Here is a 14,658-nt window from a genome sequence, read left to right as displayed (position 1 = left end):
ATACATTTAAAACATTTTTTGTTACCTTTGCAAACGTAATGGAACAGTTAAGAGAGAAATACGAAAAGTTTAAGGCGTGGCAGGTAAGACCTCACGAGGTTAAAAAAATGACTGCCGAGAAGCATGTGTGCGCCACTTGCCAAACAGAATTTCATGGCAACTTCTGCCCACGATGCGGACAGAAAGCTGTCATCGGTCGTTACTCGTTCAAGACGGCTTTTCTGTTGTTTCTGGATGTCTGGGGACTGGGTAATCGAGGCATGTTCCGCACCATTCGCGATTTGCTGCTGCGTCCTGGCTATATGATTCGCGACTATCTGAACGGTATGCAGATGGCGTATTTCCCTCCTTTCAAGATGTTCTTCCTTGCTATAGCTTTATCTGTACTGGTTAGTTCTGGTTTAAACATCAGAATGGAGAATACCATAAAGAAGAAAGTGGAACATTTTAATAAAAGCTATAACGATTCAGTAAAGGAAGACCAAGAAGACAAGATAGACAAAAAGTCTTTTAGTGAAGTGGCCATCAATGACACCATAAACATAAACGGTAAAAAAATACCTTTTAAAAAATACGAAAATAGCGACAATTTTGAACTAAAAGGAAGAGAATACAGCTTAAAATTCTTTGAAACTTTAAAGAATTTTACAAACTGGGTTATGGATAACAAAACATTAGTAAATTTCCTTTTGCTGTTAGTACTTTCGGGCCCTATGTATTTCTTCTTTAGAAAAAATAAAAGATTTCCTGATGTACGCTATTCAGAGTTCTTTGTATCGATGGTTTACATTACAAATATGATGACAATTATCGATATTATAGGAGGATTTTTCCTACCAGGTAATAGTTCTGTAGGTATATTCGCCTCTGCATTGAGCATCATACCACTTAAGCAGTTATACGGATATAGTTATTCTAAAACTCTATTCAAGGTGTGTGCATCTTTTGCAATTCTTATCATAGCGGCTATTATACTGATATCTATAATTGTCGGTTTAGGTTGGCTATACCTTGAATATATACTTTAGTATATAATTTTTGGGGTTTTCTCTTGGTGTTCTGCTTACTAATTTGTAACTTTGCACCCACATTAATAATGTACGGAAACAAAAATAATATAAAAGATACAATGGATTACAATTTCAGAGACATCGAACAGAAATGGCAGAAGCGATGGGTTGAGAATGGAACCTATCGTGTGGTGGAAGACAAGAACAAGAAAAAATTCTATGTACTGAACATGTTCCCCTACCCATCAGGAGCAGGTTTGCACGTAGGTCACCCACTTGGCTATATTGCCAGTGATATCTACGCTCGTTACAAGCGTCTGCAGGGTTTCAACGTACTGAACCCCATGGGATACGATGCTTACGGACTGCCTGCAGAACAGTATGCCATCCAGACTGGTCAGCATCCTGAAAAGACCACATTCGCTAATATCGACCGCTATCGCGAGCAGTTGGATAAGATTGGTTTCTCTTTCGACTGGGAGCGTGAGGTCCGCACCTGTGATCCCATCTATTACAAGTGGACACAGTGGGCTTTCCAGCGCATGTTCAAGAGCTATTACTCTACCTCATCGCATAAGGCTCAGCCAACCATCAAGCTGATTGAGCACTTCGAACTGATGGGTACCGAGAACTGTAACGCCCTTGGTACAGAAGAACTGCACTTCACTGCTGCCGAATGGAACGCTTTCTCAGAGAAGAAAAAACAGGAAGTGCTGATGAACTATCGTATAGCCTACCTGGCTGAAACAATGGTTAACTGGTGTCCTGCCCTTGGTACTGTACTGGCTAACGATGAGGTAATCAACGGTGTATCAGAGCGTGGTGGCTATCCTGTAGAACAGAAGAAGATGCGCCAGTGGTGTCTGCGTGTATCAGCTTATGCCCAGCGTCTGCTCGACGGTCTGGAGGATATCGACTGGACTGACTCGCTGAAGGAAACCCAGCGCAACTGGATTGGACGCTCTGAGGGTACTGAAGTTGAATTCAACGTAGCCGACTCTGACAAGCACTTCACCATCTTTACTACTCGTGCTGATACTATGTTTGGTGTAACCTTCATGGTACTGGCTCCAGAATCAGATCTCGTAGCTGAACTGACAACTGCCGATCAGAAGGCTGCTGTTGATGAGTACCTGACTTATGTAAAGAAGCGCACAGAGCGTGAGCGCCAGATGGACCACAAGGTAACAGGTGTGTTCTCGGGTAGCTACGCCATCAATCCATTTACTGACGAAAAAATCCCCATCTGGATTTCAGAATATGTACTGGCTGGTTATGGTACTGGTGCTATCATGGCCGTACCTGCTCACGATAGTCGTGACTATGCCTTTGCCAAGCACTTCAACCTGCCCATCATCCCATTGATTGAGGGTGCTGATGTAAGCGAGGAGAGTTATGATGCCAAGGAGGGTATTGTTTGCAACTCATCATCAGCTAAGTTCAGCTTGAATGGCCTGACTGTTAAGGAGGCCATCGCTGCCACCAAGAAATACGTTACTGAGCAGGGCTTGGGACGTGTCAAGGTGAACTACCGCTTGCGCGACGCCATCTTCTCTCGTCAGCGCTACTGGGGTGAGCCATTCCCTGTTTACTATAAGGACGACATGCCTTATATGATTCCAAAGGAGTGCCTGCCCTTGCAGTTGCCCGAAATCAGCGAGTATAAGCCTACAGAGACGGGTGAGCCACCATTGGGACGCGCTAAGATGTGGGCATGGGATACCAAGACCAACAAGGTGGTATCGAAGGACAAAATCGACAATAAGACCGTGTTCCCACTCGAGCTGAACACCATGCCTGGTTTCGCTGGTTCTTCAGCCTACTACCTGCGCTATATGGACCCCAAGAATGAGAATGCTCTCGTAGGTCGCGAGGCTGATGAATACTGGCGCAACGTCGACCTCTACGTAGGTGGTACAGAGCACGCTACAGGTCACCTGATCTACTCTCGTTTCTGGAATAAGTTCCTCTTCGATTCTGGTTACAGCTGCGAGGACGAGCCATTCAAGAAACTGGTTAACCAGGGTATGATTCAGGGCCGCTCTAACTTCGTTTACCGTGTTGAGGACGAGGGTGCCGATAAGGGTAAGTTCGTGAGCCTGAACCTGAGAGGTAACTATAAGGATACCACACCTATTCACGTGGATGTAAACATCGTGTCAGCTGATGTGCTCGACATCGAGGCCTTCAAGGCTTGGCGCCCAGAGTACAATAACGCTGAGTTCATCCTCGAAGATGGAAAATACATCTGTGGCTGGGCTGTAGAGAAGATGTCGAAGTCGATGTTCAATGTGGTTAACCCCGACATGATTGTCGAGAAGTATGGTGCTGATACCCTGCGCCTCTACGAAATGTTCCTGGGTCCTGTTGAGCAGAGTAAGCCTTGGGATACCAATGGTATCGATGGCTGCCACCGCTTCCTGAAGAAGTTCTGGAACCTCTATCAGAACGGTCTCGATGGTGAGGCAACACCAGAGAGCTTGAAGAGTGTACACAAGCTGATTAAGAAGGTAACCCAGGATATCGAGACCTTCAGCTATAACACCTCTATCTCAGCCTTTATGATCTGCGTAAACGAGCTGGGCCAGCAGAAGTGCAAGAACAAGGAACTGCTGAAGACACTTGTTGTACTCATTGCCCCATTTGCTCCTCATATCGCAGAGGAACTCTGGGAGACACTGGGCGAGCAGGGTAGTGTATGCGATGCTCAGTGGCCTAAATGGGATGAGCAGTATCTCGTTGAAAGTCAGGTGAAACTGGGCGTAGCTTTTAATGGTAAGACACGTTTCGATATGCAGTTTGCAGCTGATGCCGATAATAAAACCATCGAGGAAGCTGTACTCGCCGATGAGCGTGCTCAGAAATACCTCGAAGGTTTCCAGATCGTTAAGGTTATCATCGTCCCTAAGCGTATGGTGAACATTGTTCTGAAGAAATAATGACTATCGATCATAAGATTATATGGGATGAGGTCAAGGACTATATGTTTATAGCCCTTGGCCTACTTCTTTATACCATCGCCTTCACTGTATTCCTGATGCCCTATCAGATTGTGGCTGGAGGCGTAACTGGTTTATCAGCTATTATTTACTACGCCACAGGTTTCCATCTGGAGAACACCTATATCATCATCAACGGCATTCTGCTGTTGGTTGCCTTAAAGATATTAGGCTTAAAATTCCTGATGAAGACCATTTTTGCCATTTTTACGCTTTACTTCATGCTGAAGTTTGCGCAGGATATTATTCCAAAGCAGGAAAACGGCTTACCGTTTAAGCTCATGGGCGAGGGGCAGGACTTTATGTCGATGATTATCGGATGTGTGATTACAGGTATCGCACTGGCTACCGTATTCTTGCATAATGGTTCCACTGGTGGTACCGATATCATAGCTGCATCAGTCAATAAGTACCATCCTGCCGTATCGTTGGGTAACGTACTGATTGCTGCCGACTTCTGTATCATCGGCTCGTGTATGTTCTTCCCGCAGTTCGGCACTTATCTCGAACGTGCCCATAAGGTGATGTTCGGTTTCTGCGTGATGGCTATGGAGAATTATACACTCGACTATGTGATGAATGCCCGTCGCCAGTCGGTACAGTTCATGATTTTCACTCGTAAATGGCAGGAGATAGCCAACGCTATCGGTACCGAAACCAAGCATGGTGTAACCATTCTGGACGGTCACGGCTGGTACACAGGAAAACAAGTAAAAGTACTTTGTATCCTGGCCAGAAAGAACGAGAGTGTATATATCTTCCGTCTCATCAAGATGATCGACCCCAACGCCTTTGTATCGCAGTCGAGCGTTATCGGTGTATATGGCGAAGGCTTCGATGAGATGAAGGTTAAAATCAAGAATATCGAAGAAAAGAAAAAGATGAAAATAGTATTTGCCACCAATAATCTGAATAAACTCAGCGAGGTTAGAAAGATTCTTGGTAATAAGTTCGAAATACTCTCACTCAAGGATATCGGCTGTTTTGACGACATCCCAGAAAAAGGACAGACACTGAAAGATAATGCACTTATCAAGGCTCAGTGGGTGTACGAAAAGTATCACGTGAACTGCTTTGCCGATGATACAGGTCTGGAGGTAGATGCGCTTGGAGGAGCACCTGGTGTATATAGCGCCAGATATGCAGGAGGAGAAGGGCACGACTCAGAGGCAAACATGAAAAAACTGCTTTCTGAACTTAATAACATCGATAATCGTAAAGCACGCTTCCGTACCGTCATTGCGTTGATCATTGATGGAAAAGTCAGGACCTTTGATGGTATTGTAAACGGTGCTATCACACAAGCAAAACGAGGTGGCGAAGGCTTTGGATATGATCCCATATTCCAACCCGATGGTTACGATAAGACTTTTGCAGAGTTGGGATTGGATATCAAGAATAATATCAGTCACAGAGCAAGAGCCGTTGCGAAACTCGCAGATTATCTATTAAAGAAATAGTATGAAAAGGTTGTTCGCCATCGTATTTTCTGTATGCTATTGCTTTCTGGCTATAGCGCAGATTGGTACATGGCGCAACTACCTGGCATACTATGATGTCCAGCAGATCTGTAAGGCCGATAACCAGTTATTTGTATTAGCCTCAAACGGGTTGTATCAGTATAATCTGGACGACCAGAGTATCACCACCTATGATAAGGCTAACGGACTGAATGATACATTTATCACCCACATTGCCTGGAATCAGAAAGCCAAGCGCCTGATAGCAGTTTACAAGGACTCCAACATCGATCTGATAGATATCAATGGAGATGTCATCAATATCTCAGCGCTCTACACCAAGTCGATGACTGAGGATAAAACGGTAACAGCTATCAGTATTGATGGTGTCTATGCCTATCTCACCACCAGCTTTGCTATTATAAAGGTAAATATGCAGAAGGCTGAGATATCTGACACCTACACCAAGAACCATCCAGAATATCCAAGCACTCTGCAACCTTACAAGGATGATTACGATAGCTATTATTCTATTGTATCAACCCTGAAACCTGGCGGCCCCAAGTATAACTATTTCTATGAAATGAAGTTCTATAACAATAAACTCTATACTTGTGGTGGATTATATCAGCCTTTGGAAGATTTACAACGCCCTGGAACCATTCAGGTAATGGATCTGAACCACGATTGGCAGATATTCGATGACAATTTAAAAGCATCTACACAACATGCATATGTAGATATTGACTGTATCGATATTGATCCTACAGACAACAAACACGTGTTTGCCGCTGGACGAACAGGACTCTATGAGTTTCAGAATGGACAGTTCATTAAAGCATACAATATAGATAACAGTGAACTAAAATCCACTTTTCAGGATGATCTCAATAAAGACTATGTGATAGTCAATGCACTACAGTTTGATAAAGATGGTAAACTGTGGATGATTCAGAGTCTGAATACCTATAATAAACTCCTGGCATTAAATCAGGATGGCTCATGGGAAAAGAAAGATTTCAGTCTTTTCAATACTTATGGTAGCGCCTTGTCACCTAATAATATATTAGGAAACGCCCGCAATCTATTCTTCGATTCAAAAGGTTATCTATGGTTTGCTCATGACCATTATGATACACCAGCCATCTATCGATATGATATTAATAATAATCAATCGAAGGAATATACTAAATTCGTAAATCAAGACGGCAGTACATTCCAAATCAATTATGGTATAAGATGCCTGACTGAAGATAAAGACGGCAATATGTGGTTAGGCACGAGTAATGGACCACTCATGCTTGAATCATCGCAAATAGAACAAAATAATCCTGTCTATACACAAGTGAAAGTACCTCGTAACGATGGTACAAATTATGCCGATTATCTGTTGGCAGGCCTTGATATCACCTCTATCGCTATCGATGGTGCCAACCGTAAATGGTTTGCCACCAATGGTGATGGCGTTTATCTGATCAGTGCTGATAATCTGCAGCAGATACAACACTTCACCACAAACAACAGTCCGCTCATTTCAAACGTTGTTTATGCTATCACCATTAATCAGAAGTCTGGCGAGGTATTCTTTGCCACTGATCAAGGATTATGTTCCTATATAAGCGATGCTACAGAAACTAATCAGGAAGAAATGACATCCAGTAATGTTATAGCCTATCCTAATCCTGTAGAACCCGATTATACAGGATTGATAACCATTACTGGACTATCATTTAACGCTGATGTGAAGATTCTGTCGTCGAACGGAGCGTTAGTAAACGAAGGACATAGTAACGGTGGTAGCTATACCTGGGATGGACGCGACCAAAAAGGAAGAAAGGTAGCTTCGGGCATTTATATGGTTACTACCGCTACCAGCGATGGTAAACGAGGAACGGTTTGCAAGATAGCCATCATTCATTAATAATATCAAGAAAGGCAACGACATATCCAGATAGGTAATATCGTAAGCCGAATCGAATAATTCGTTCCAGTTGTCATTCAAATACATGTTATGTACAAAGGTGACAACAACCAGTAATATCAGGATAATAGCCACATTAAACATATATCTCATCATATTTTTATTCCACGTTAGGGAATAATAGATGCCTAACGGGATAAAAATAATAAAGTCGGATAGATGACCTTGACGCGACTGTAAAACGAATGGATTGTATTCGAAGAATAACAGCATATCACTATTCCATAATAAAAATGGTAGAAAAGTAAGGGCAAATACCGTTAATACAATAAATGGGAATAGTAATCTGACAAGCCATTTAGAGTGAATATAATCATTAAAAAAGTAAACTATCAATGGGATAATGGCACTGAAACGAGTACTCATTATGAATCCACACATGACAGCCAATGACAACCAATGCTCAGATAGTAAGATATGATGTTTCTGTAATAGTATGACCACAGCACACACTAAAAGAAAATTGGTCAGCATATCACTTCTTGTCAACACCTCATAAACGTATGCTGGCGAGAGTAATAAGAATAATAGTGCTAAACATGCTGTTTTAATATCAAAAGCAGTATAGACAGCATACGTAAACAATACACTTACAAAGGCAATGGAAAGTCCTACGTTACCTAATATATAAAAAGGTATATGGAACAGTTGCCACACAGGAAAAGGTGATCCATAACCGCCTAAATGCGTCTGAGCAGCATACGGATAAAGACCATCAAACAAATACTTAATAAAATTATGTATGGCCGACCATCTGTCTACTTGTATCTGGTAGGGATCTATATAGCATTGTATGACTATTAACGAAACAAACAGAACTGAAAGAATAGACCATACAATACTATACCCCTTTTCAATTTTCTGAACAAAGTGCTTTATGGAGACAATACAAACGAAATAAAAAATAATTAAAAGAATACATTGAGACAATGGAAGAAAACGTAATCCATATTTCAGAATAAACAACATATTTATAACTGAATACATGAATAGCGCTATATCACCAATATGCTGTCTCAATATATTCTTTATCATATCATAAGCTTTAGCTCAACTCAAGCATTCTTTCAATGGGCTTAACGGCCTTTTGAGCTATCTCAGGATCTACCTCGATTTGAGGATTTTCGTTCTTCAAACAGTTATAAACCTTTTCAAGTGTATTCAACTTCATATAATTACACTCGTTACAGCTGCATTCCAAGCCGCTTTCGCTTATTTCTGGTGGAACAGGGATAAATTCCTTATCAGGACAAGTACGTTGCATCTCGTGCAGAATACCAGCCTCTGTGGCCACAATAAACTGTTTCTTATCACTCTGCTGAGCATAGTTCAACATCGTAGCAGTTGATCCCTTTACTTCAGCTACAGCCAAAACTGGAGCCTTACATTCCAAGTGAGCCATCACAACTGCATCAGGATACTGTTTCTTCAGTTCCAGGATCTTTGATACAGAGAAACGTTCGTGTACATGACAACCACCATTCCAAAGCAACATCTGTCGGCCTGTTACCTCATTAATGTAATTACCAAGATTATAATCTGGACCAAATATCAGTTTAGCATCCTTTGGCAACTGATCAACAACCTTCTTGGCATTACCACTGGTCACTACCACATCAGTCAATGCTTTCACAGCTGCAGTAGTGTTAACATAACTGATAACCTGATAACCAGGATGCTCATCCTTGAACTTCTTCAAGTCTTCAGCCTTACAGCTATCAGCCAATGAACAACCTGCATTCAGATCAGGACAAAGAACCATCTTATCCGGTGATAACAGTTTACATGTCTCTGCCATAAAATGAACACCACACATCACCATTACTTTAGCATCAGTCTCAGCAGCCTTACGTGCCAATGCCAATGAATCACCTACAAAGTCGGCGATATCCTGAATATCACCTATTGTATAATAGTGAGCAAGAATGATAGCATCCTTCTCCTTACATAACTTACGAATTTCAGCTTTCAGCTCCTCTGTTTTCAACACCATATAATATTTATTTTTCTTTTTATCTTTTATTAAAAAAAATAGAATAAGTAGTATGATATGCCGTGAATATCTTGATAACTTTTCGATGATTTTCTTGCAAGTTTACTTATCCAATCAGTATTTTGGCTTTTCAACATACATGACTAATTCTTTCTCTCTGATAATGAACCACTAAGCATACTTATCCACAATTTCCAATTTTGGTGCAAAATTAATAAGTTTATTATTTATTTCAGCAAAAAACTGTGGAAATCTTACGAAAAAGGGTATAATAAACCTGTGGATATCCTCAAATAGGAGGGAGGATAGGGTAATTAACAAGTTATTAGTAACGTTATCCACACACTTATCAACAGGTTTTTCCACAATTATTTGGTAGATTGTTTTCTAAATATTAACTTTGCAGGCAGAATGAAGAAGTTACGTACAATAGAAATGGAACGTCTGTCTGTTGACGAATTTAAACAGGCAGATAAGTTACCACTGATTGTGGTGCTGGATGATGTGCGCTCGATGCATAATGTGGGTAGTGTTTTCCGTACGGGTGATGCTTTCCGTATCGAGGCGGTTTATCTTTGTGGTATTACCAGTACACCTCCAATGGCAGAGATTCATAAGACTGCTCTTGGTGCTGAGGATAGTGTAGCTTGGAAATATTTCGATACGGCACTTGAGGCAGTTGAGACATTAAAGGCTGAAGGCTATGAAGTTTATTCTGTTGAACAAGCTCATGGTTCAACCATGCTACAGAACTTCACACCTATTAATAATAAGAAGTATGCCGTAGTGTTAGGCAACGAGGTAAAAGGTGTGCATCAGGAAGTCATCGATGCTTCGGATGGTTGTTTAGAGATACCTCAGTTTGGTACCAAACACTCCATGAATGTATCAGTGACAGGTGGTATCATTATCTGGCATTTTGCTAAAAACATCATTCTTTGAAAAAAAGTTGTTGCTTTGATGTCACAATTCTAAACATTCTGCGTATATAAGGAAAAAAGCAACAAATAAAAAAGAATGACAACAGAGGAGTTCCAACAACAGGCAGAAGGGCTGAGGCTTCAACTGATCAGTATAGCTCAGAGATATCTGGGCAACACTGATGAAGCTGAGGACATCGTACAGGATACGATGATAAAACTCTGGCTGATGCGTGAACAGTTGGTATCGCCTATAACTGGTTTTGCTAACATGGTTACTCGTAACCTCTGTATCGATTATCTTCGTAAAAAGCAACCTGTAGTCAATATTTCACAAATAGCCTGTGAAGAAGATTTCAGTGATGATGGTGAGCAGATAGATCAGTTGTTGAAGGTTATTGATACATTGCCTTCAACACAGAGAACTATTCTTCGTATGCATCACCTTCAGGGTATGAAAACCAAGGAGATTGCCATCGTGCTTGGTTCTTCTGAAGTAGCTGTCAGAAAAACACTAAGTCGTGCCAGATCAGTAGTTCGTCAACGTTTGATAGCTATATTCGCTGCTGCATCGTTGCTGATAGGTATTTCGATGATGACTGTTCATCTGCTGAAAGTTGAAAGCAGCGATGAGTGTGTGGCTTATGTATATGGTAAGAAATATACCGATCAGCAGACGGTGATGGCTGAGATGAAGCGAACGATGGGGGAGATGACTGAGGATAATACTCAGAATGAGATAGAACAACAGTTGAACGATTTATTTAGCAATTAGTAGAGATATGAAACGAGTACTGATGATTTTCATGGCGTGTTTTTCGATGCTGCTTACAGCCAAGGCACAGAGTGGGCTGAACATAGAACCGCTCTTTGCTGGGAAGATTATTCCTCAGCAGCGAATGGTTGAAACACGAGTAAAAGGTAAGATGCTCTCCAAATATCAGCTTACCTTATTCCGCAGTGTGCGCTTTCAGACCAACAACAAACAGGAGATCACTCGTGTGCATGATCTGATAGAACTCGATAAGAAAAAGCATCCTAACAATATTTATTCAGAGAACTACTCCAGTACCAAGAGCCGTTCAAAAGAAACCCTGATGCTACAGCTATCCAAAGAGGGTAACCACAACCGTTTTCTGTGCTACAAGCGTAGTAACGATGAAGTTACGGTTATCTATATGGAAGGTACGCTCAATTCGCTGGATACATTACGAGAATTAATTAAATAAAGGTATAACGATATGAAAAAGCTATTTATTCTATTACTTATGGCTATATCAGCCACAGTTAATGCAACCACAGTTACCGATAACGACACGCTGACTATCCTGAAACCTCAGAAGGTGCGCATCATTACTGGCGATTCCATCCAGAAAGTGAAGGTTTATGGACGTGAGAATGATGATAAGTATACTTACGAAAGTAAAATTCTGTTGGTTGACTCTAACTATGTGAGTGAGACAAGTATCAATAAAGATACCTGGAACTTTGATTTTGTAAAGAAACATAGCAGAGGTACTGGTTATCCGTTGAAATCAAATAATGCCAGTATGCGTCTGGCTGTTGGTCTTACCTATGGTGCTAATGCAAAATACAATAGCTCGCAGTCGATAGGTAGTTCATGGGAAATTATGTGGACTATTATGGAATGGGAGAAATATAAGTACGGACAGCACAATGGTTTCTCAGTAGGCTTTGGTGTTGATTGGCGTAATTTCCGTATCGATGGTCGTCAGTATTTTTATAAAGCCAATGATGGCATGCTGTCAGAGCAGAATTATCGTGTAGGATATGAGCCCGATTTCTCACGTATAAAGGTGTTCAGTCTGCAGATTCCTATGATGTGGAAATATCGTACCAAGAAAATGACTTTCGGCTTAGGTCCTGTCATCAATTTCAATACCTATGCCAGCATTAAGAACAAATATCGCGATGCTGATGGTAATAAGCATAAGGATGTGTATAAGCAGATTCATCAGCGTCCTATCACAGTTGATATCATGGGTGAGGTAAGTATCCATAACTGGGTGAGCATCTATGCTAAATACTCGCCTATGACCATCCTCAATTCTACTTATGGCGATGGTATTAATTTCCACCCAGTATCGTTTGGTGTATATTTCTGATACTCTTTAGGTAATAATAACAAAGAAATCCCACAGAAGTTTTGTTTTCTGTGGGATTTTTCGTAATTTTGCAGCCAAAATAATAAATACGTATTTAAGGAAATGGAAAACAAGACTTACAAGCGTACGACGGTGACGTCGGCGCTCCCATATGCTAATGGTGGCGTACATATCGGACACCTGGCTGGTGTATATGTACCTGCTGATATCTATGTGCGTTATCTTCGCTTGAAGAAGCGCGAGGTATTGTTCATCGGCGGAAGTGATGAGCATGGTGTGCCCATTACCGTTCGTGCCCGCAAAGAGGGTATCACTCCTCAGGATGTAGTTGACCGCTATCATAAGATGATTAAGGATTCGTTCGAGGAGTTTGGTATCTCATTCGATATCTATAGCCGTACCACCTCTGAGACGCATCATAAGTTTGCTGCAGAGTGGTTTAAGAAACTCTACGACGAGGGTAAGCTGACTGAGGAGACAACTGAGCAGCTGTACGACGAGGAGGCTAAGCAGTTCCTGGCCGACCGTTATGTAACTGGTGAGTGCCCACACTGCCACAACGAAGGTGCCTATGGCGACCAGTGTGAGAAGTGCGGACGCGACCTTTCTCCAACTGAGCTGATTAATCCAAAGTCAACTATCTCAGGTTCTACTCCTGTACTGAAGAAGACCAAGAACTGGTATCTGCCTTTGAACGAGTATCAGGATTGGTTGAAGCAGTGGATCCTGGAGGAGCACAAAGAGTGGCGTCCAAACGTATATGGACAGTGCAAGAGCTGGTTGGATATGGATCTGCAGCCACGTGCTATGACTCGCGACTTGGATTGGGGTATCCCCGTACCTGTAAAGGATGCTGAGGGTAAAGTACTCTATGTATGGTTCGATGCGCCTATCGGCTATGTGTCGAACACCAAGGAGCTCTGCGAGAAGGAGCCTGAGAAGTGGGGAAACTGGGAGAAGTGGTGGCAGGACGAGGATACCCGTCTGGTGCATTTCATCGGTAAGGACAACATCGTGTTCCACTGCATCATCTTCCCTGTGATGATGAAGGCTCACGGCAAGTATATCATGCCTGATAACGTACCAGCCAACGAGTTCCTGAACCTTGAGAACGATAAGATTTCAACCTCTCGTAACTGGGCTGTATGGCTCCACGAGTATCTGGTTGATATGCCTGGCAAGCAGGATGTATTGCGCTATGTACTGACAGCCAATGCGCCTGAGACAAAGGATAATAACTTTACTTGGAAGGATTTCCAGGATCGCAATAACAATGAGTTGGTTGCTGTTTACGGTAACTTCGTAAATCGTGCCCTCCAGCTCACTAAGAAGTACTGGAACGGTGTAGTTCCTGCTTGTGGCGATTTGCAGGATGTTGATAAGCAGGCTCTTGAGGAGTTTAAGGATGTAAAGGCTAAGGTTGAGGCTCTGCTGGAGCAGTTCAAGTTCCGCGATGCCCAGTTCGAGGCTATGAACCTGGCTCGTATTGGTAACCGCTATATCACAGAGTGCGAGCCTTGGAAGGTTTGGAAGACTGACCCCAAGCGTTGTGAGACTATCCTGAATATCTGCTTGCAGCTCACAGCCAACCTGGCTATCGCCTTCGAGCCATTCCTGCCATTCAGCAGTAAGAAGCTCCGCGAGATGCTAAACATCAGCAACTTCGAGTGGGAGCAGCTGGGAAGTACCGACCTCTTGGAGGCTGGTCATCAGCTGGGCGAGCCTGCTCTGCTGTTCGAGAAGATTGAGGACGAGGTGATTCAGAAGCAGCTCGACAAGCTTGAAGCTACCAAGAAGGCCAACGAGGCTGCCGCCTACAAGGCCGCTCCTATCAAGGATACCGTTAGCTTTGAGGAGTTCGAGAAGCTTGATATCCGTGTTGGTCTGGTGAAGGATTGTCAGAAGGTGAAGAAGAGTAAGAAGCTCCTGCAGTTCACCATCGACGATGGTTCTGGCGTTGATCGCACCATCTGCTCTGGTATTGCTGCTTTCTACGAGAAGCCAGAGGAATTGATAGGTAAACGTATCCTCTTTGTAGCCAACTTTGCTCCACGTACCATGATGGGTATCGAGAGTCAGGGTATGATTCTCTCTGCCGTTGATGCCGATGAGAGTCTGAGTGTAGTAACCACAACAAAGGACGTAAAGCCTGGTAGTCAGGTAGGATAA

At 42.4% G+C, this 14,658-nt stretch carries 10 protein-coding genes; 9 read left to right on the top strand and 1 reads right to left on the bottom strand.

Going from position 1 to position 14,658, the window contains the following annotated elements:
- Positions 1-38 precede the first annotated feature (38 nt).
- The 4 genes from T491_RS0103600 (at position 39) to T491_RS0103585 (ending at position 7,390) form a co-directional block, all read left to right on the top strand.
- A complete protein-coding gene (locus tag T491_RS0103600) occupies positions 39-1,028 on the top strand; it encodes a DUF3667 domain-containing protein (protein WP_028902668.1) in 990 nt (329 codons plus the stop codon).
- Between the two features lie 101 nt (positions 1,029-1,129).
- A complete protein-coding gene (leuS, locus tag T491_RS0103595; protein WP_028902667.1) occupies positions 1,130-3,949 on the top strand; it encodes a leucine--tRNA ligase in 2,820 nt (939 codons plus the stop codon).
- Positions 3,949-5,469 (top strand): non-canonical purine NTP diphosphatase, encoded by a 1,521-nt coding sequence (locus T491_RS18165; protein WP_081773226.1) that lies wholly within the window; start codon positions 3,949-3,951, stop codon positions 5,467-5,469. Before leuS ends, T491_RS18165 begins: the two co-directional genes overlap by 1 nt.
- A 1-nt stretch (position 5,470) precedes the next feature.
- A complete protein-coding gene (locus tag T491_RS0103585; protein WP_028902666.1) occupies positions 5,471-7,390 on the top strand; it encodes a two-component regulator propeller domain-containing protein in 1,920 nt (639 codons plus the stop codon).
- A gap of 1,105 nt (positions 7,391-8,495) precedes the next feature.
- On the opposite strand, the gene nadA is transcribed toward T491_RS0103585, so the two are convergent.
- A complete protein-coding gene (gene nadA, locus T491_RS0103580) occupies positions 8,496-9,443 on the bottom strand; it encodes a quinolinate synthase NadA (protein ID WP_033147458.1) in 948 nt (315 codons plus the stop codon).
- A 411-nt stretch (positions 9,444-9,854) separates the two neighbouring features.
- Here nadA and T491_RS0103575 point away from each other — a divergent pair, with 411 nt between their 5' ends.
- From T491_RS0103575 to metG, 5 genes are all read left to right on the top strand, one after another.
- Positions 9,855-10,385 (top strand): RNA methyltransferase, encoded by a 531-nt coding sequence (locus T491_RS0103575; protein WP_028902664.1) that lies wholly within the window; start codon positions 9,855-9,857, stop codon positions 10,383-10,385.
- Between the two features lie 75 nt (positions 10,386-10,460).
- Positions 10,461-11,138: an RNA polymerase sigma factor gene (locus T491_RS15585; protein ID WP_051522949.1), complete on the top strand. Its 678-nt coding sequence runs from the start codon at positions 10,461-10,463 to the stop codon at positions 11,136-11,138.
- Positions 11,139-11,145: 7 nt separating this feature from the next.
- Entirely contained in the window at positions 11,146-11,592 is a 447-nt protein-coding gene (locus T491_RS0103565) for a DUF6108 family protein (protein ID WP_155950011.1), read from the top strand.
- Positions 11,593-11,604: 12 nt separating this feature from the next.
- A complete protein-coding gene (locus T491_RS0103560) occupies positions 11,605-12,489 on the top strand; it encodes a hypothetical protein (protein WP_028902662.1) in 885 nt (294 codons plus the stop codon).
- Between the two features lie 102 nt (positions 12,490-12,591).
- A complete protein-coding gene (gene metG / locus T491_RS0103555; RefSeq protein ID WP_028902661.1) occupies positions 12,592-14,658 on the top strand; it encodes a methionine--tRNA ligase in 2,067 nt (688 codons plus the stop codon).

Origin of the sequence: Prevotella sp. P6B4, from assembly GCF_000619985.1 — a bacterium.
Taxonomy (GTDB): Bacteria; Bacteroidota; Bacteroidia; order Bacteroidales; family Bacteroidaceae; genus Prevotella.
Note: the sequence above shows the minus strand (reverse complement) of the source record. Positions and strands in the feature narration are given on the sequence as shown.

What these genes read in the sequence shown, in the direction of transcription:
- T491_RS0103585 (WP_028902666.1), top strand. Translation starts at nt 5,471, where the DNA reads ATGAAAAGGTTGTTCGCCATCGTATTTTCTGTATGCTATTGCTTTCTG.
- T491_RS0103575 (WP_028902664.1), top strand. Translation starts at nt 9,855, where the DNA reads ATGAAGAAGTTACGTACAATAGAAATGGAACGTCTGTCTGTTGACGAA.
- T491_RS0103600 (WP_028902668.1), top strand. Translation starts at nt 39, where the DNA reads ATGGAACAGTTAAGAGAGAAATACGAAAAGTTTAAGGCGTGGCAGGTA.
- T491_RS18165 (WP_081773226.1), top strand. Translation starts at nt 3,949, where the DNA reads ATGACTATCGATCATAAGATTATATGGGATGAGGTCAAGGACTATATG.
- nadA (WP_033147458.1), bottom strand. Translation starts at nt 9,443, where the DNA reads ATGGTGTTGAAAACAGAGGAGCTGAAAGCTGAAATTCGTAAGTTATGT.
- leuS (WP_028902667.1), top strand. Translation starts at nt 1,130, where the DNA reads ATGGATTACAATTTCAGAGACATCGAACAGAAATGGCAGAAGCGATGG.
- metG (WP_028902661.1), top strand. Translation starts at nt 12,592, where the DNA reads ATGGAAAACAAGACTTACAAGCGTACGACGGTGACGTCGGCGCTCCCA.
- T491_RS0103565 (WP_155950011.1), top strand. Translation starts at nt 11,146, where the DNA reads ATGAAACGAGTACTGATGATTTTCATGGCGTGTTTTTCGATGCTGCTT.
- T491_RS0103560 (WP_028902662.1), top strand. Translation starts at nt 11,605, where the DNA reads ATGAAAAAGCTATTTATTCTATTACTTATGGCTATATCAGCCACAGTT.
- T491_RS15585 (WP_051522949.1), top strand. Translation starts at nt 10,461, where the DNA reads ATGACAACAGAGGAGTTCCAACAACAGGCAGAAGGGCTGAGGCTTCAA.